Source organism: Cylindrospermum sp. FACHB-282, assembly GCF_014697195.1.
In the GTDB taxonomy this organism is placed as follows: domain Bacteria; phylum Cyanobacteriota; class Cyanobacteriia; order Cyanobacteriales; family Nostocaceae; genus Cylindrospermum.
In genome coordinates, this window is the sequence record NZ_JACJRJ010000078.1 from 1 (window position 1) to 17,152 (window position 17,152).

17 protein-coding genes, 1 tRNA gene and 2 pseudogenes are annotated in these 17,152 nt (G+C 43.7%); 12 read left to right on the top strand and 8 right to left on the bottom strand.

Going from position 1 to position 17,152, the window contains the following annotated elements; translation table 11 throughout:
* Positions 1 to 36 precede the first annotated feature (36 nt).
* From H6G32_RS25150 to H6G32_RS25185, 8 genes and pseudogenes are all read left to right on the top strand, one after another.
* Positions 37 to 147, top strand: coding sequence for a hypothetical protein (locus tag H6G32_RS25150; protein WP_242046538.1), 111 nt, complete (start codon positions 37 to 39; stop codon positions 145 to 147).
* 76 nt (positions 148 to 223) lie between these two features.
* Positions 224 to 385 carry a hypothetical protein gene (locus tag H6G32_RS25155; RefSeq protein ID WP_190463316.1) on the top strand — a complete coding sequence of 54 codons (162 nt, stop codon included), beginning with the start codon at positions 224 to 226 and terminating at the stop codon, positions 383 to 385.
* On the top strand, positions 360 to 671 hold the full coding sequence (locus H6G32_RS25160) for a BMC domain-containing protein (protein ID WP_190463318.1): 312 nt from the start codon (positions 360 to 362) through the stop codon (positions 669 to 671). Before H6G32_RS25155 ends, H6G32_RS25160 begins: the two co-directional genes overlap by 26 nt.
* Before the next feature lie 88 nt (positions 672 to 759).
* Positions 760 to 1,110, top strand: coding sequence for a carbon dioxide-concentrating mechanism protein CcmK (locus tag H6G32_RS25165; protein ID WP_190463320.1), 351 nt, complete (start codon positions 760 to 762; stop codon positions 1,108 to 1,110).
* A 571-nt stretch (positions 1,111 to 1,681) separates the two neighbouring features.
* Complete coding sequence (locus H6G32_RS25170) at positions 1,682 to 2,869, top strand: HetZ-related protein 2 (RefSeq protein WP_190463346.1); 1,188 nt, start codon at positions 1,682 to 1,684, stop codon at positions 2,867 to 2,869.
* Between the two features lie 995 nt (positions 2,870 to 3,864).
* Positions 3,865 to 4,410, top strand: a pseudogene (locus H6G32_RS27505) (pilus assembly protein PilB); the annotation flags it as partial.
* Positions 4,411 to 4,613: 203 nt separating this feature from the next.
* Positions 4,614 to 5,297 carry a Crp/Fnr family transcriptional regulator gene (locus tag H6G32_RS25180; protein ID WP_190463324.1) on the top strand — a complete coding sequence of 228 codons (684 nt, stop codon included), beginning with the start codon at positions 4,614 to 4,616 and terminating at the stop codon, positions 5,295 to 5,297.
* 115 nt (positions 5,298 to 5,412) lie between these two features.
* Positions 5,413 to 7,197, top strand: a complete 1,785-nt coding sequence (locus tag H6G32_RS25185; protein WP_190463326.1) for a M61 family metallopeptidase — start codon at positions 5,413 to 5,415, stop codon at positions 7,195 to 7,197.
* A gap of 239 nt (positions 7,198 to 7,436) precedes the next feature.
* Here the strand turns inward: H6G32_RS25185 and H6G32_RS25190 are convergent, their stop codons facing one another.
* Positions 7,437 to 8,177 carry a 2-phosphosulfolactate phosphatase family protein gene (locus H6G32_RS25190; RefSeq protein WP_190463328.1) on the bottom strand — a complete coding sequence of 247 codons (741 nt, stop codon included), beginning with the start codon at positions 8,175 to 8,177 and terminating at the stop codon, positions 7,437 to 7,439.
* A 279-nt stretch (positions 8,178 to 8,456) separates the two neighbouring features.
* Between H6G32_RS25190 and H6G32_RS25195 the strand changes: the two genes are divergently transcribed.
* Together H6G32_RS25195 and H6G32_RS25200 are read left to right on the top strand one after the other, a co-directional pair.
* Positions 8,457 to 8,876: a BlaI/MecI/CopY family transcriptional regulator gene (locus tag H6G32_RS25195; protein WP_190463330.1), complete on the top strand. Its 420-nt coding sequence runs from the start codon at positions 8,457 to 8,459 to the stop codon at positions 8,874 to 8,876.
* On the top strand, positions 8,876 to 9,718 hold the full coding sequence (locus H6G32_RS25200; RefSeq protein ID WP_190463348.1) for a M56 family metallopeptidase: 843 nt from the start codon (positions 8,876 to 8,878) through the stop codon (positions 9,716 to 9,718). Before H6G32_RS25195 ends, H6G32_RS25200 begins: the two co-directional genes overlap by 1 nt.
* A gap of 142 nt (positions 9,719 to 9,860) precedes the next feature.
* Here the strand turns inward: H6G32_RS25200 and H6G32_RS25205 are convergent, their stop codons facing one another.
* The 7 genes from H6G32_RS25205 to H6G32_RS25235 form a co-directional block, all read right to left on the bottom strand.
* Entirely contained in the window at positions 9,861 to 12,233 is a 2,373-nt protein-coding gene (locus H6G32_RS25205) for an AAA family ATPase (protein ID WP_190463333.1), read from the bottom strand.
* Positions 12,234 to 12,567: 334 nt separating this feature from the next.
* Positions 12,568 to 13,638 carry an ATP-binding protein gene (locus tag H6G32_RS25210; RefSeq protein WP_190463334.1) on the bottom strand — a complete coding sequence of 357 codons (1,071 nt, stop codon included), beginning with the start codon at positions 13,636 to 13,638 and terminating at the stop codon, positions 12,568 to 12,570.
* Between the two features lie 165 nt (positions 13,639 to 13,803).
* Entirely contained in the window at positions 13,804 to 14,130 is a 327-nt protein-coding gene (locus H6G32_RS25215; protein WP_190463336.1) for a hypothetical protein, read from the bottom strand.
* A gap of 290 nt (positions 14,131 to 14,420) precedes the next feature.
* A tRNA-Asn gene (locus H6G32_RS25220) sits at positions 14,421 to 14,492 on the bottom strand.
* Between the two features lie 155 nt (positions 14,493 to 14,647).
* Positions 14,648 to 15,199, bottom strand: a complete 552-nt coding sequence (locus H6G32_RS25225; RefSeq protein ID WP_190463338.1) for an NYN domain-containing protein — start codon at positions 15,197 to 15,199, stop codon at positions 14,648 to 14,650.
* Between the two features lie 456 nt (positions 15,200 to 15,655).
* Positions 15,656 to 16,333 carry an ABC transporter ATP-binding protein gene (locus tag H6G32_RS25230; protein ID WP_190463340.1) on the bottom strand — a complete coding sequence of 226 codons (678 nt, stop codon included), beginning with the start codon at positions 16,331 to 16,333 and terminating at the stop codon, positions 15,656 to 15,658.
* 13 nt (positions 16,334 to 16,346) lie between these two features.
* A complete protein-coding gene (locus H6G32_RS25235; protein WP_190463342.1) occupies positions 16,347 to 16,619 on the bottom strand; it encodes a hypothetical protein in 273 nt (90 codons plus the stop codon).
* Positions 16,620 to 16,735: 116 nt separating this feature from the next.
* Between H6G32_RS25235 and H6G32_RS25240 the strand changes: the two genes are divergently transcribed.
* Positions 16,736 to 16,882 (top strand): hypothetical protein, encoded by a 147-nt coding sequence (locus H6G32_RS25240; protein ID WP_190463344.1) that lies wholly within the window; start codon positions 16,736 to 16,738, stop codon positions 16,880 to 16,882.
* Between the two features lie 136 nt (positions 16,883 to 17,018).
* Positions 17,019 to 17,152, top strand: a pseudogene (locus H6G32_RS25245) (photosystem II D2 protein (photosystem q(a) protein)); the annotation flags it as partial.

Consider the following 17,152-nt stretch of genomic DNA (forward strand, 5'->3'; position numbering starts at 1 on the left):
GGTGGTCACAAAGTTAAAAAGCCGCTATCTCAAAGAATGCACAACTGCCCTGTATGTCATGCGAGTTTGTGCAGGGATTTGAACGCGGCTATAAATATCAAGAACCGTGGGACACACGGTCTTAAAGCTCAATTAATGTCCTCATAGAGGAGTCGTTGAGAAGCCCACACTCACCTGGAAGGGAGTGTGTGGAGTATGTCACTGTAACTATCTTGCTGAGTGCATGGCCCTGTTATTCTGGAGTGCGATGGTGCTGTGGCAACCGGATGACATCGAAGAAAATTTTCCCGCGCGTCAACAATGGAACCAAAGCCTCGTACAATTAATATCACTTATCTCTGTATTAGGAGAACAAAGCCATGCCAATGGCGGTTGGCGTAATTGAAACTTTAGGTTTTCCTTCTGTGTTAGCAGCAGCAGATGCAATGGTCAAAGCGGCTGGCGTCACCATTGTGTACTATGGCATAGCCGAAAGCGCTCGTCTATTAGTCGCCGTGAGAGGACACGTTGCTGAAGTTCAAACAGCAGTTGCAGCCGGAATCGCTGCTGGAGAAGAAGTTCATGGTGGTCAGGTAATCACTCATTACATTGTTCCCAATCCCCCGGAAAATGTCGAAACCATTCTCCCAATCCACTTCACCGCAAAATCAGAACCTTTCCGCATCTTCTAAACAAATTCGCCATTAAAATTTGTCGCGAAGCTTCGTAAAATTAACTTGTAGCATTACCACTTACGTTTATTAATACAGGAGATTGTTAATGTCACTACAGGCCGTTGGAGCATTAGAAACTAAGGGTTTTCCTGCTGTGCTAGCAGCAGCAGATGCTATGGTTAAAGCCGGTCGAGTTACCCTAGTTGGTTATATTAGAGTAGGTAGCGCGCGCTTTACAATTAATATCCGTGGGGATGTATCTGAAGTCAAAGCTGCTATGGCTGCTGGTATTGACGCTGTAGAAAATGTTCATGGTGGCACTTTAGAATCATGGGTGATTATTCCTCGTCCCCATGAAAACGTCGAAGCCGTTTTGCCAATTGCCTACACAGCAGAAGTTCAACAATATCGAGAATCTGTAGAAAACCCCATCGTCAGATCTGGAAATGGAAGATAGGGTGGGAGTAAATAGTCAATATTAACCTTTGACTATTGAAAGTCGGCGGAGTTTATGCGGCTCCGCCCTTAACTGCTCACTGATTCTAGCGGTGAATCTTTGCCTGTCTATGGCTGCTACCCTTTCATCATCAGGGGTACTGACTTTTCTATGGCACTAGCATATATCTGCTAAATACCAATTATATAACTGATACTGTGCTGTTTTGGGGTTTACTTATATTCCTACTATAAGCATTTTTGTGAAGATATTTATGATCTTGAATAACTGAATATTAGAGCTTTTCCAAAGCCCTGTTTAATTGGGTTGTATTTTTAGATTATTTTGAGATATGACTGTTCGCAGTTTCCAAAATGCAACTTCATAAAAATACAAATTTATCAATATTGAGCAAAATGCCTGATACAGTATGATTTCAACCAGATGGAAAACTTAAGTAAAAATACTAAATTCACAATTTCTGCATAATCTTAGCGAATCAAGACGTAATAAAAGAAGGAAGACAGAAAAGTCTTGATAAAAATTGTCAAATCAGGGGCAATTGCCAGCTAACAAGTTAAGTGGGATGGGAATAGGGGTTGTGATGCAAACTTTAAAACAGAGTTTCGAGGAGCGCAATCTCACTATGGCAAAACATGCGGCAAACCTGGCGCAATATTGGCAAAAGCGGCTAGCTGCGGAATGTCCAGAACAAAGTGAGGCAGCTAGAGAAAGTATTATTCTCTGGCTTCTGGGAGTGGATTTAAACCGGTTTGATTTGCTCAATCCTCAAGAACTTGAGATTGCCAAGCAAGCAATGGAATATCGCTGGCGGATTTTACACCAGCGCTACTTGGGGATAGGAAGAGAACGCGCTTATCGTAACCTGATAAGTCGGTTAGGGAGTTTAGTAACATTACGCAACAAAATTCAGACTTGGGTTTCTCTCAGCCGCGATCGCCAGCGCAGTGTGATGGATGTATTACAAGAAGTGATCCAAGAATTGCTGCAAAGTGATAACTATATGCAGCAGCAAATGGCCTGTATTGCAGGAATTGCAACCGATAGACGATTGCAAGATACGTTGTTGTTTGCCAGCATAGAAGAGTATTGTTTGCGGCCAGTACGCAATCAACCCCTACTGGTTTATCGCTTTGTCAACTACCTGCGGCGAACTCAGCGCGGTGGCTTAACCCAAGTGCCTGGTAGTGACTCGATTAGGCTAGTTTCCGAAGAATTTCTCACAGAAGACAGTGAAAATCGCATTAACTTAGTTGATAGTCAGGCGATCGCAGAATATCAAGAGGCACAAAAACTAGAAGAGCAACAAGCACTGCGTCAGGTAGTACATCAGCAATTGGAAAAATATTTACGCCAAAATCTGGGGCAAGAAGCAGTGGAGTGGCTAGGACTCTATCTGCAAGGCAAGTCCCAGGAAGAAATTGGGAAAAAACTAAATAAGCCCATTAAGGAAATATACAGACTGCGAGAAAAAATTAGCTACCATGCCGTGCGCGTCTTTGCCCTTAAAGGTAAACCAGAACTTGTAGATAACTGGCTCTCGATTTCTTTACAAGAACACAACTTAGGGCTAACACAAAACAAATGGCAGCAACTTGATCAACAATTGACTCCCATGGGGCGGCAGATTCTAAATTTGCGGAGAGCAGGCAACTCAATAGAAGCAACAGCCCAACAGTTAAAACTGAAAACCCATCAGGTGCTGGGTGAATGGACTAAAATCTATCTCACAGCCCAAGCGTTAAGAACTGAGGATTGACTAAAACAAAGCTATTCACCTCCTAGTCAATCATTCCCCAGTCTAGCAATGGCAAGTATTGAGGACACTTTTGGTAATAAACTAAAATAACTATGGTAATGCAGGCAAAGCCGACTATGTTTGATTGCAGATTTAGGATTGAGAATTACTTCCCAACCCTTAATCCTAAACTAATTTTTTATTTATTGTAGTTAATTAAACTTTTATTACCATAACAAAGTATCCTGACTTGCAGCCCACTAACTTAGAGGCAAAATAGTTATATAAAAAAACACCAACAAATCAAACCTATGTTGTCTTCAGAGGGTAAACAAACTGATACCACAGCGACTGGGCAGCAAATGCAAACCACTACACAAACCAAGTGGCAGCAAGGGGGTGATCACGAGCAGATATTCCAGCTAATTGATAGTCTTTTGTCTTTTGAAGCTTGCCTCTATCACCAAATTTTGCCCTTTGGGTTAGAAGATAACAACCTGTTGCTAGGTATAGTTAATGCACAAGACACCGCTGCCTTAGATTACGTTGGTCGGATTTTGTCTTATATCAATTTTACAATGGTGACCGAGCCAATCACAGCCGACACTCACCGCACAATACTGTCAGCCTACCTCAACTACAAAAATACATTCCCTCTAGGGGCCCAACCAGACCATCAGCCTATAAAGGCGTTACTCTCACAAAGAAGCGCCGCGAGAATTGCCGACAAGCCTATTGCCTCTACAATTGACTACTCTGAACCTCATTACCAACCCACACAGCTTGATCTACCTATAGATAGCACTCAAAATTTTTGGCCGCGGGTAGATTTGCCCCCAATCCAAAACCAAGATAGCTTGTCTAAAACTAACAACCTCCTGACTCCCCTAAACCTGGTTCAAGAGAATAGCCCCCAGGAAGCACTGCAACATAACTTACCCATTTTGCCAGTGCAAGTTCCCGAACTATTTAGTCCGATTGAGTTACTAGCAACACTACCACCCAAAAAATTACTGGAAGAATTACTAGGACGAGTTTTGGCTGGCGGAATTGGTCGGCTGTATTTAGAAAGACAACCTTACGAAGGCAGGATACTCTGGAGCGACAATGGAGTTTTGCAGTCTGTATTAGACAAACTGCCCCTCTCCGTTTTCCAAGGGGTGCTGAATGAATTAAAGCGGTTTACTTCCCTACCTGTTACCACAATGGCAGAACCAAAACAGGTAGAAAAGGAATGCCTGTATCAACAAAATCGTTTGTTATTACGCTTGCGAGTTATGCCGGGAATCTACGGTGAAGAGGCTACACTGCAAGTTTTGCGAGGAGCAGCCTTAAAGTTCTATCAACAACAACAGTTGACGCATCTGAGCCGTGATACCTTGGGAATTACTAAGCAACTGAGCTTTATGTTGCATGAACTGCAAGAACGCCTTGTGCTTCATTCGCCCCTTAACTCTCAGCAATTAGAAGCTTTAACTACCCTAAATCAACTAGTGGACAAATTAGACCAACAAATCAAAATACTTGCGACCCATAGCCAGCCACCTGAGAGCAGCAAGTAACAGTTTTCTCGGTAAAACTGCTGTTTTCGCTCCCAATAGATAATTTGTTATGTTCTAATTGAAGCATGGACTGAACAAATTTAAAGGTTCTAGTTAAATATGTGCAAAATTTGCTACATACTTTAGTAAAAAATTACGGTTAAAAAAACTTATACTAGTAAACTTAGTTTTCCGCCCTTGAATTAATTTCTTGCAAATATTTCATGCAAATTGAGGTTTTTAGTGATATTTTCCCCTTGATGAGTACAGCCAATCCACAAACTTTGGAATGGCTGCTCAACGTGGCAATTGAACACGAATACCCCTCTGGACGAGCTGTTGTGATGGAAGATGCTTGGGGTAACGCAGTTTACTTCTTAGTTTCTGGTTGGGTGAAAGTGCGGCGTACCAACGGAGATGATTCTGTTGCACTGGCAATTTTAGGTCAGGGAGATTTTTTTGGAGAAATGGCGGTTTTGGATGAATCCCCCCGCTCGACTGATGTTATTGCCCTTTCACCAGTGAAATTGCTGAGTGTTTCCAGAGAGCGTTTTATCCAAATCTTGTTTAAAGACCCTCAGTTACACCACCGGATGCTGCAATTAATGGTGCGGCGATTGCGGCAAATTAACCTGCGCTTGCAAATGCGGTCTTCACCACCAGCGGTTAAACTCGCCCATACCCTAGTTAGTTTAAGCGACAGCTATGGTAAAGAATCAGCCGAAGGCTGGGAAATTTTTAACATTCCCTTCAAAGATTTAGCCGAGGTGACAGAAATCAGCATTGACGAAACCACCAAAATCATGGAAAAGCTTCATGAAAAAGGATGGCTCAAAATTAATAGTGCTAATAACACCATTTATCTAGTCAATTTTAAACAGTTGATGCATTTAGCTGGCAAAGTCTAATCAGTGTTGAGTGCTGAGTATTCAGTCAATAGTCTGCAGCTTGTAACCATTGACTATTGACTATTGACTATTGACTATTAACTATTGACTAATAAATCAGGACTCATAACTCAAAATGACTGGATCTTCAGCACCTCGCCCCAATAACCAAGTTCAGCAAACTGAGCCGACGATTCATTACTTAGTGGCAATGCCCCAACCAGAAACCCATCTGTTTGAGGTGACTTTACACCTTAGGGATTACCCATTGCCAATTCTTGATTTGAAACTGCCAGTGTGGACACCAGGTTCTTACTTGGTGAGAGAATACGCTAAGAACTTGCAAGATTTTGCTGCTTTTTCAGGGGATAAACCTTTGCCTTGGCAGAAGCTCAGTAAAAATCACTGGCAGATAGAGAAAAGCGGTGTTTCCGAATTAACAGTAAATTATCGCATTTTTGCAAATGAGCTATCGGTACGCACAAATCACCTGGATGCTACTCATGGCTATTTCAATGGTGCCGCACTGTTTGTGAGAATACCGGGTTGGGAGGGGCTACCAATTCGCGTTACTATTGCACCACCACGCCCAGAATGGCAGGTAACTACTGGTTTACCACAAGTTGCTGAGGAAGCTAATACTTTCTTGGCTGCCGATTTCGATACTCTTGTGGATAGTCCGTTTGAGATTGGTTGCCACCAGTTGTTTCACTTTGAGGTGTTGGGTAAACCCCATGAATTGGCGATTTGGGGAGAGGGAAACTTCCAACCGCAGCGGATGATTGCGGATTTTCAGAAAATCATCGAGGTGGAAGCACAGATGTTTGGCGGTTTACCATATCCACGATATGTGTTCCTGCTACATTTATTTAGCCAAGCTTTTGGGGGGTTGGAGCATAAAAACTGCTGCTCGTTAATTTACCAACGTTATGGGTTTCGCGCTCAGGATAAGTACGATCGCTTTTTGCAATTAGTGGCCCACGAGTTCTTTCACTTGTGGAATGTGAAACGAATTCGCCCAATCGCCCTAGAAGTTTTTGATTATGACCAGGAAAACTATACACCATCCCTGTGGTTCTGTGAGGGAACTACGAGTTACTATGATTTGTTGATTCCTTTGCGGGCGGGAATTTATGATGCTAAGGCGTATTTGCATCATTTGAGCAAGGAAATCACTAGATATGAAGCAACACCAGGGCGCAAGGTACAACCTCTTTCTGAGTCCAGTTTTGATGCTTGGATTAAACTTTATCGCCCAGATGCCAATAGCGGTAATTCGCAAATTTCCTACTATTTAAAGGGGGAAATGGTGTCGCTGTTGCTGGATTTGTTGATTCGCTCTCATCATGGCAATCAGAGATCCCTTGATGATGTGATGCTGAAAATGTGGCAGCAATTTGGACAAGGGGAAATTGGCTATACTCCCGAACAGTTGCAGGCTGTAATTGAATCTGTTGCCGGGATGGATTTAGCAGATTTCTTTAAACGCTATCTAGATAGTACTGAGGAATTGCCCTTTGATCAGTATCTAGAACCTTTTGGTTTGCAGTTGGTGGGGGAACAGGAAGAACAACCTTATTTGGGTGTGAAGACACATACCGAAAATGGGCGGGAGATGATTAAGTTTGTAGAAATCAGTTCACCTGCACAAGTCGCGGGAATTGATGCTGGGGATGAGTTGCTAGCGATTGATGGCATTAAGGTAGGGGCCAGTCAATTGAGCGAACGGCTGAAGGATTACCAACCAAATGACATGATCCAAGTTACAGTTTTCCACCAAGACGAACTGCATACCTATTCTGTCACCCTCGCTGCACCACGTCCCACCAAGTATCAGGTGAAACCTGTGGAAAATCCTTCGTCCAAACAGACGGAGAATTTTGCAGGTTGGTTAGGGATTTCTCTGGCTACTCTTAAGTAATTGTAAATTACAGGCGTATTATTCCCTTGTATACATAGTATAGAAAGAGCTAGAACGACTAATAAAAGGAGAATTTTTGCTGTCCTAAAGCGGACTTTTGACTGTTCGATTGATGGCAAAAATCAAGGCAAAGCTTGATGCCTTGTCCCAAACTACTGCTCATTAGTCAGTTAAAATTTACCCCTTTCCAGACTGCTGCCTAAAAGGGGCAAATAAAATTAGAAAAAATAATTTTTTGGTTATTTACTCTGACTTTTTAAAACACCAGGTTCGTGTTGAATGGGCAAAATATCCAAAATATCGGTTTGGGAACAATATTTTAGGTCTTCTAGACATTCTAGGCGCAGCAATCGCTTACCATGACTAGCTTGGTGGAATAATCCTAATAAGTCATTTTGCCACTGAGAATAAAGAGCGATCGCACTCGTAACTTCATCATTACCAGTCAAATCGTCTAGGGAAGCGTTAGATTGTTGCCAAATGCTGTGTGCGATCGCACCAGCACAAACTGTATCCTCTAGAGAAAAACTACCTTCCCAGCCAGAACCGACAATCCACACCGTTTCTGGTTGCTTTTCTAAAAGAAATTTCACCACCGCCGCCCGGTTAATCAAGGCTGCTGCTAGGACAATTGGCGCATCTTGTATCCGTTGTAAGGCGCGGGTACCATTGGTGGTGCTGATAAACAAGCGTCGCCCATCCACTAGTTCTGGTGTGCAGTCTAGGGGAGAATTACCCAACTCAAAGCCGGCTACTTTCGCGCCACCGCGTTCTCCAGCTCGTAATCTTTTTTCCGGGGGCCATTTTTCGCTCACTTCGACGAGTTGATCTAAATCGCTGAAGACTTGCACAGCCTCCCCTCCAGCAGCTAAAACCGTTGCCATTGTGCTAGTGGCACGCAGGACATCGACGGCGATCGCGCATTCTGGCGCTTGATCCGTTGGAGTCAATTCCGGAGTGTGGTATATGAATAGCTTCACGCGCTGGATACACCTGCTCTAATATTACTGCCGTAATATTCTACCCATTTGAGGGCACTAACTACAGTCGTATTTATTAATGATTGGTATAAGTTTAGATCAATGAAGAAATTCTAAAAAAGCCTGCTTTTATAGATTGTCAGTGTTCAGATCAACTGCTCTATCTTGTAACCTGAGAACAGAGAATAGATTTTATCGCAGGATTACGCGCCCCCAAAAGCTAGTCCTGTCAAATAAAAACCGAAATCTTCTCCCACACTGCACTTATCCCAAATCAATATGGCACCTTTACCCGATTACCGCCCGAAACAACTGTCTGTAGGCCCTTTGGAAGCTGAAATTTTGAGCCTTGTCTGGGAACTTGGTTCAGCAACAGTTAAGGATGTACACGATCGCATTTTGGCTGATCCCAACCGAGAATTAGCTTATACTTCTGTTACCACTGTCCTGCGTCGGCTTACCGATAAAGGTTGGCTAGCCTGTGATAAAAGAGGACGGGCTTTCTATTGGCGGCCATTACTGACACAGCAACAGGCACAAATGATTAAAGCACATGAGCAGTTGCAGCGATTTTTGGCGGTGGGGAACCCTGATGTAGTTGCAGCATTCGCTGATAGTCTAGATGAAGCAGCGAGCCAGCAAATAGAAGCGATCGCCAAACGGATTCAAGCCGCACGCCAAGCCAGGGGTGAAGAATGATGCATCTGATGATGATTTTGATTGCTGTAACAGTTGCCTGGTGGTTGAGAACTTCCTGGAATGCACCCATTGGCAGTTGGAATCTGCGGTGGCGGCGATCGCTATTTTTATTTCTCTTCCCCCCCTTGTTAATTTTCATGACAGCCAACGCCCTAGTCTGCATGGGCACCCAAGGCAAAATGGGCGGCATGTATACAGACTCATTCAGCTATGTGTTGGCTTTAATTTGTTTGGGATTTTTTGCCATTTTGTGTATTCAACTCGGTTTCCAGGGGTGGAAGTCTGTGAAATCTGCCCGTGAATGTCCCCAAAGAAATTTAGCAGGTAGACAAATTCGACTACTGCAAACCGGGGCATTGTTTGCCGGACAAATAGGTTTTTGGCAACCTGAATTAGTTATTAGTCAAGGATTACTCCAAACCCTTTCACCAGTGCATCTAGAAAGCGTCTTAGCCCATGAGCAAGGGCATTACCATTATAGGGATACGTTCTGGTTTTTTTGGCTGGGTTGTGTGCGTTCCTGGACTGCCTGGTTGCCGAATACAGAGCCATTGTGGGAAGAACTTTTAGCTTTGCGAGAACTCCGGGCTGATAGCTATGCAGCATCCCAAGTAGATCCCCTGTTGCTGGCAGAATCGCTGCTATTGCTAGTTACAAACAGCCCTGTATCATCGGAAGTCTGCTGTGCTGCTTTGGGTTCCTCTATTGTAGGCAATCGCTTAGAGCAGAGAATAGAAGCTTTATTAACCCCACCACAACCCACCCCAGAACCTCAAATCCAGTTCTGGCATAACTTTCTTTTAGCTTTCCTCCCTTTAATAACCGTAATTTTCCACGCTTAAATATTGAGTACATAATCATTCTCCCGTAGAACAGGCGTCTCGCCTGTTCTGGGCGGGCTACAGTGTTATCTAATCAACCGAAAGCCACTGTATCATTTTCTCGTAGAACAGGCGTCTCGCCTGTTATTGCCCGGCTGCTGTATCATTCTTCTTCTAGCAACAGTTCTACAAACCTTTGCACCAAAGGAACTTGAAAAGCATTAGCTTCTGGATTTAAAATTTCCTTTCGCACCAGTCTTTTGACAACACCTTTATCTTGCTGGGTGGGAGTTTCGCCGTAAATTAACCGCTTGAGGAAATTGCGATCGCTCTCTGATAAGCTTTTCCATAACTCCCGAAAATATTGATCTCCCCTTTCCAGCACTTGGGGAATAATCAGTTCAACATCTTCAACAGTCACTTTTGCGGTATCCGGTTCCCGCCGATTTCCTCTGATATCGCCGTTTAGCAACTCCACCAACTCATAGCAAACCAACTGCACCAAAAAAGGCTGACAACCAGTAAGTTGAATAATCTCATCTACAGCCCTTAGCTCATAGATTTGCCGAAACCCCTCCACAGGATGTAAAATCAACTCACGAGCTTCCGACTCTTCCAAATAAGACATCCGCAAAGCACGAGTATTAATTAGATAATCACTCCAATAATCGGGAAGTTCCGATAATTGGTGAGAACCGCTAAAAAGCAAAGTCCATTTTTGTTGATGTTGCAGCAGATTCCGCAGAAAATTGAGAGGTACAAAGCTTTTCGTAACTTCCACCACCTCACTCAACCGCTCAAATTCATCCAAACAGAGAAGAAATTGCTTACCAGGATAACTGCGTTCTATTTCACCTAACCAAATTTGCAAAGCCGGAAAAGGGTCTTTTGCTAATTTAGCAGCATTGGGATAAGGTAAATCTAGACTTCGGGGTAAACGCCGTGCAGCTTCAATAATTTGTTTTGCCAGATTTTCCGCTAACCCCTGCAAAGTCGTGGCTGATGCAGCACCTTGCAAATCCACCAACAAAGGTACAATATTTGGTACTATCTTATAAGGCAGATATTTCAGCGCCGAAGTTTTCCCAGTCCTGCGCCCACCATAGAGCAACAACACCGGCGGCTGTTCCGAAAGAGTAAAATTTTCGATTTCCCGAAATATATCAATCCGTCCTTTAAAGCGACTTTTAGCCGTTTCCGGATCTAAGGAATTACCAGCAATGTAAACTTGGGAAATTTCCTTTGATTGCAGCGCCTGTTGTGCTAAATTGCGCTGTGCAGTTTCCAAAATTGTTAACCAACGTTCTGCTGTACTCCCAAACATCGTAGCTACAGCCGCATTTGTCCCAAAAGCTAGACTGTTTTTCAGTTCTCCCAAAGCCTTGATGGGAATATTCAGTAATTCATATTTACGATAAGGTGAAGTTGCTTCATCTGCTGCCCTTACACCTTGGCAAATATCCAAAAATTGCGGTAACACAGTCCCGTATTCTTTTGGTGCTGGTGAACGTATCCAAGTTAGTTGGTGAGTAAGTTCTACAATATCGCTCAAGCGTTGACAGCGGCTGAAAATATCTCTACCAATTTCTAAAATTGCCTGTGCTGCAACCTTTTGCTGATTCGTGGATGAAATTAGATAATCAATAGTTTCACGGGTAGCAGTTGGGTGATCTCGATAGGATTCTACAATCATCTGACCCATGAAAGGCAGAGGTAAAATAATTACTTCATCAAAGCGCGGGGGTAGATAGCGTAAATAATTTATCTGTATTCCAATGCGGGAAAGAAAAAATAGGGTGAGTATCCATAAGAGTTCTGGCAACCAGAAGTAAAACCGCAGTGCAGCGAGAAGCCACGCCATGCTTACCGCTTGGCCACCCGTCACGCCAGCGGTCAAGATACCTACCACGCAACCCACCACGCCTAGCGCCACGCCTAACCCTACGCCACTCGTCACGCCACCTACCACGCCAAACACCACGCCGAACGCCACGCCACCCACCACGCCGAACGCCACACCACCCGTCACGCCTAACCCTACGCCAAACACCACGCCACCCGCCACGCCACCCACCACGCCACCCGCCACGCCACTCGCCACGTCACTCGCCACACCTGATAAAAATCTAGATGTGAAAACCGAGGTAAGGAAGGCAAAACAAAAAGTAACTAGTCTAGTTTTATTGTTACCACGCGCAACTATCAAACCAATCAACCAACCCAATAAAAATGGGCAACTGCGAACCCAGTTAAATGTTTCACCACTAGCTAGAGTGTAAATTGGCGCTACCACCAACACCGCCAATGTTGGAACTATGGCAGTTAACCACCAAACCTGCCCAGCATAGTGGCGCAAGCGTGGGTTAGTACGAAACTCAGCCCTTTTATCAAAGGCGTGATCTGTTGGCTTTAGTTCTGGATGGATATCCCGTAACCAGCGTTCAAAGGTGTAAGGCTTAAAGTAACTCCAATACAAGAGGCGCACACATTCAGCTAGATAAATCCACAGTTTAGCGGTTGGGTGTTCTTTGCTCATCCTTGCACCTTTTGATCATTCTCTAAACTCTCGGAACCTCAACAGGACTTACGCAAGAACTCTCTAAAACTCTTATTCCTTTGTGTCCTACAGCCCTTTGGGCATCGCTGCGCGCGTGCGTCCTTTGCGGTTGGTTTCTTCATAATGAAAGCGTAAGTCCTGTTCGAGTTATATCAAGTCCGGCTAATTACTTATGATAAATTTGGTCTAGTTGCTAATTGGTTTTCTCTTTATTCCCAATTCCCAATTACCAATTACCAATTACCAATTACCAATTACCAATTACCCATTACCCATTACCCATTACCAGCCCAAGGTGCGTTGGGAACGCACCCTACTTAATACCCAGCTTGTCAAACACATATTTCCGAACATCATCCCAGTGCAGCACACCGGCAAACACTAAAATTACCAACAGCAAAATTCCGACTCCCATAACCCAATTAGTCACTTCACCCACACTCGCACCAATGAATTTGGTGAAACTACCCAAACGCACCGGCATATCCCAAACTACCCAATGCACCCAACGCCATCGCCTTTTTTTTGAATTAGGCTGAAAATTAGCAAGCTGGTTTTCAAACTGCTGTTTTGCCCACTTGATAGACTTGCCTTGTTGACGCGCTTCTAACAAATAGTAGCCAGCCAATTGCAATTTATAAGGATGACGTTTTCCCCACTGCTGGGCATAATTCTGCTCATCTATGCTCAAAACAGGTACGCTATTAATTGAGCCACTTGACAAACGCACCAATTTAATAGCTTCATCTGTGGTTAGTTCCTGCAAATCAATAGAGTGCCCAATGTTGAAGAACCCAGACACAAAGCGAAATTCACTACCGTAAATAGCCAGCTTTTTACGGGAAGCTATCACCAGCATGAGGGCGTTATCTTCCATTAGCGATCGCAAATTGTCATAAAATCCATTATCGAATTCCTGGGGATAATTCAAAAGCCTTTCAAAATCATCCAAGCAAAGCACAGGCAGCTTTCCCTGCTGTTTCCATCGCTTAATCAAATCTGAAAATCCTTGGCGATTCAGCTGTTTACCCTTCAAGGCATTCTTCGCCCAGTTTCGCCATCCAGAAACAGAACTCTCTAAACCTTCCGCTACAGCCAAATATAAGCCCATCTCCGTTTGACAATCATCTTTCCGTAGAGAAAGGTAAATCACCGCAAAACGGCTAGAGTCTTGTACTCGCTGTTCCCAAGTCAGCCAGAAGTGATACAACAACGAAGACTTACCAATCCGCTGATCACCAACAATATTGATACTTGTCGGCTGTACACCAACCATCCGCGACGCTATGCCGTGCAATTCATCCTCACGCCCAAAAAACAGCCGGCAATCCTCAATCATCCCCGCAGCCACAAACGGGTTAGAAGGCAGGGAACCATTACTCATTATTTAAATAAAAATTACATAAATTTAGGCATTAGCACCTAAAATCATAAACCGAAAACTTCCCCATACACCCCAAATCAGGCAAATATTACCTTTTGACAAAGAACAATTGCAATATGGGTATTTTCAAAAAAAAGTCCCCCTTCACGAAACAGCCGAGAGGGGCTAGGGGTGGGGTTGCGAATGCTGGCTTGGTTTTGGCAATTCCTGGGAATTAGCAGGATTCTCCCCTGGTGTTAACCGTTCTTGTAACCGCTGCACATCAGGACTCATTTTCAGCAGAGGTTTACCATTCTCATCATTTCTATGGAGTAGAACTTGAATTTCTCTCTCAAACTGTTCCCTTCCCTGACTGAAAAAATTAGGCTCTCTGGGGTAAATTCCACCATTGAATACCGGCTGAATCTCGTTAGCACCAGCTGGTGCATTCATCAACAACACCGTTGCTGCTACAGTCAAGCCCAAAATAATATGGTTTAAATTCCTTTTCATGTTAGCCCTCCTTTGATATGGGCAAACACCTGTTGTTAATCAAAAGCAATAGCTGCTCAAAAAGCCAGTTTCCCTACCATAAACCGTGACTTCTTGGGCATATTGCCTTAATTCTTCCTTCTCCGACTTTGCAGATGATTTTCTCAAAGTCTAGATTGGTCTACTTAGATCATACACAATTCATTGCCTGATATTTCAGTAATCAAGCAACCATAAAAGCTAAAAGAATAAGAGTTGGAGAGTCAATTTCACTTTTCACCCTTCAGACTTTATTCTTTAGTTTTTTTTAACTCCCCAGGCCGGATTCGAACCAGCGACCAATCGATTAACAGTCGATCGCTCTACCACTGAGCTACTGAGGATTACTCACGTCTCACAATCATAGGGCTAAAAATAGGATTTGGCAAGTACCTGAGCAAAAAATTTTGATTTATTTTTTGTAGAGGCTTAAAACTATAATTTTGGACAGCCAAAACCTGCTCTAGAGGCTAAAGCAGAGATTTCCGGATACTGTGATCTACTTTAATCCCATTCGCAATTCCGCCAAACGCTGTCGCGCTTTAGCATCGATAGCATTGGCTAAAAATCGGCTGGGAGATTGTCTACGCGTTTGATACTTATGCCGCATTCGACAAACAGTGGCTTCCACTTCACCACATAATTGTTGTGCCGATAACCATTCAGCCCCATAACCCTGTACCATCAACTGCTGGGCCCGATCTGATGTGGCAACAATCACGCGAGAAATCAGACATTGGGCTATTTGATGGCGGAAAGACGCACAGGATTTTTCAATGTAGGTATCTGCGGTCTGCCCGAAATCAGTGTAATAAACTGATAAAAGATCAGTAATAGCTTCTTTATTACTAGAGGCGTTTTGATATTGGGCATCAAAAACGATTTGAGTTTCATAACCTTGAAATGAGCTATAACTGGTCATCGTTTCGACTAATTCTCCCCGTGCTGCCTCTAATCCAGCACTATCACGAGTTTTTTTCAGGCAAGGCCAAGCGCCTATGATATTGTAGCCGTCCACAAGCAGAACGGCTTGGAGTGAAGAACGGGACATGGTTTTTAATCACAATTATCTAGAGTTAACAAAATTCATTCATAAGTTTTATAGTAATTGAAGCATTGCCTGTAACACTATGCTACAGATGACAAAAATACGGATGGAGCGCAAAGCTAGTCCTGAGGATAGAAGCGGCAAATTGCAACCAGCCTCTGAAAAAAAGCTGGCTGTAGTTATTTGTACTTTAGTGATTAATGTTTAGTATTTATACCAAATTGCCTTTGCAGCTCATTCTGAGCCACAAGAAAAATCTCACGAAATACTTGTATATAATACGTTTCGCTCAATATAGAAAAAATAATATATGAGCCCAAATTGGCATTACACTAAGAGGTGCAAATTATACCAAAAATCCTATATTAAATCACCAGACACATCAGAAACAAGCAGGTTTCTGGCATCTGGTGCATAATTTCTGATTATTTAGCTGCCAACAGATAACTGAAGCCAATATCAGGAGACTTCCTTGTTTACTTCCATCAGACGTTGTTTTAGGCGCTGGGCGTCACCGCAATCCACTAGAGAGCCTTTTTCTAGCAAGAAAGCACCGTCACAGTAATTTAACTCGTCTAGGCGATGAGTCACCCACAAAGCTGTAATCCCGCGACTTTTCACAAGGCGGCGGACACCAGCAACTAAGTCCAGTTGGCTATCTGGATCTAGTAAAGCAGTGGGTTCATCTAATAATAAGACTTCACAGTGACGGGCGATCGCACCAGCAATTGCTACTCGCTGTTTTTGCCCCCCAGAGAGAGCATAAATAGGGCGTCGTTGCAAAGACAGCAAATTCACTGCGCCTAATGCTTCCTCAACCCTAGCTCTCACAGCAGCCGTGGGCAATTTTTCCTCCACCAATCCAAAAGCCACATCAGCACCAACAGTGGGCATCACCAGTTGATGATCAGGATTTTGGAACACAAAGCCAACAGGAGGCAAAACCCCAATTTCGCCAGATGCCGGAGCTAATAGCCCCGCCAGCAGCCTCAGTAACGTTGATTTACCACTCCCATTTGTACCCAAAAGCATCCAAAATTCACCCTTGGGCACTTCTAGAGAACAAGATTTGATCACTTGCTCTCCATTAGGCCACAAGAAGTTTAAATCCTTAACCTCGATGCCTACTGCCGCCATTTGTGCACCTTATTTATTCAGTAGCTAGGGCGAAAAAGCCTGGTGGTCTGCCACCTCCAACGGTTACACCATCTTTCTGAACAATCTGTACCCCCGAAATTTCACTAGCACGAACAGCAATTTTTTTCTCTGTCTTGCCCTCGCACTTGAGTTCTACAATATCAGGATTGCCAGAGCGCATTGCTGCCAAAAGCAGCTGATAGACAGCCTCGGCATCCTCAGCGGTCTTACGTTGTACGGATATCGGGAAAGCAGTATTTTTGATGCTTAAGTCGATGGTAAACATTTAGCATTAATCACATTTCACTGTAGGAATCATTCTAGCGTTAGCTGACTGATTCCTGGGAATTGGGGATTGGCAAGTGCTTCTGATCCCTCTTTTTGAATTATGAGTGTTGATTTTTGAATTACTCACGCCCCTTAACCCTTACTCCAGCGGCGATAGCGCCGGGTGTGGTGCGATCGCCTAGAGTGCTGGAAGCATTCACACTAGCTCAAATATTAATTTTTATCAAAAATCCTCTAGAAAAATTAGAGATTTGCACCTAATATGATTAAAGACGGTAAAAAATTGTAAACTGGACTAACAACCCAGTTAAATTTCTGCTTATAGGCGGTTATCACATAGCCATCTATAAAGACAGAGATAAAACCTGTACTTATAAACATTTGGAGATTTCCTCTAATGACCATCGCAGTTGGACGTGCCCCCAGTTCTAGAGGGTGGTTTGACGCTCTAGACGACTGGTTGAAGCGCGATCGCTTCGTATTCGTAGGTTGGTCAGGGATACTACTGTTCCCCTGCGCCTTCCTAGCACT

Coding starts and splice junctions, on each gene's coding strand:
- H6G32_RS25150 (WP_242046538.1), top strand. CDS start 37: ATGCACAACTGCCCTGTATGTCATGCGAGTTTGTGCAGGGATTTGAAC.
- H6G32_RS25155 (WP_190463316.1), top strand. CDS start 224: ATGGCCCTGTTATTCTGGAGTGCGATGGTGCTGTGGCAACCGGATGAC.
- H6G32_RS25160 (WP_190463318.1), top strand. CDS start 360: ATGCCAATGGCGGTTGGCGTAATTGAAACTTTAGGTTTTCCTTCTGTG.
- H6G32_RS25165 (WP_190463320.1), top strand. CDS start 760: ATGTCACTACAGGCCGTTGGAGCATTAGAAACTAAGGGTTTTCCTGCT.
- H6G32_RS25180 (WP_190463324.1), top strand. CDS start 4,614: ATGCAAATTGAGGTTTTTAGTGATATTTTCCCCTTGATGAGTACAGCC.
- H6G32_RS25185 (WP_190463326.1), top strand. CDS start 5,413: ATGACTGGATCTTCAGCACCTCGCCCCAATAACCAAGTTCAGCAAACT.
- H6G32_RS25195 (WP_190463330.1), top strand. CDS start 8,457: ATGGCACCTTTACCCGATTACCGCCCGAAACAACTGTCTGTAGGCCCT.
- H6G32_RS25200 (WP_190463348.1), top strand. CDS start 8,876: ATGCATCTGATGATGATTTTGATTGCTGTAACAGTTGCCTGGTGGTTG.
- H6G32_RS25205 (WP_190463333.1), bottom strand. CDS start 12,233: ATGAGCAAAGAACACCCAACCGCTAAACTGTGGATTTATCTAGCTGAA.
- H6G32_RS25210 (WP_190463334.1), bottom strand. CDS start 13,638: ATGAGTAATGGTTCCCTGCCTTCTAACCCGTTTGTGGCTGCGGGGATG.
- H6G32_RS25215 (WP_190463336.1), bottom strand. CDS start 14,130: ATGAAAAGGAATTTAAACCATATTATTTTGGGCTTGACTGTAGCAGCA.
- H6G32_RS25225 (WP_190463338.1), bottom strand. CDS start 15,199: ATGTCCCGTTCTTCACTCCAAGCCGTTCTGCTTGTGGACGGCTACAAT.
- H6G32_RS25230 (WP_190463340.1), bottom strand. CDS start 16,333: ATGGCGGCAGTAGGCATCGAGGTTAAGGATTTAAACTTCTTGTGGCCT.
- H6G32_RS25235 (WP_190463342.1), bottom strand. CDS start 16,619: ATGTTTACCATCGACTTAAGCATCAAAAATACTGCTTTCCCGATATCC.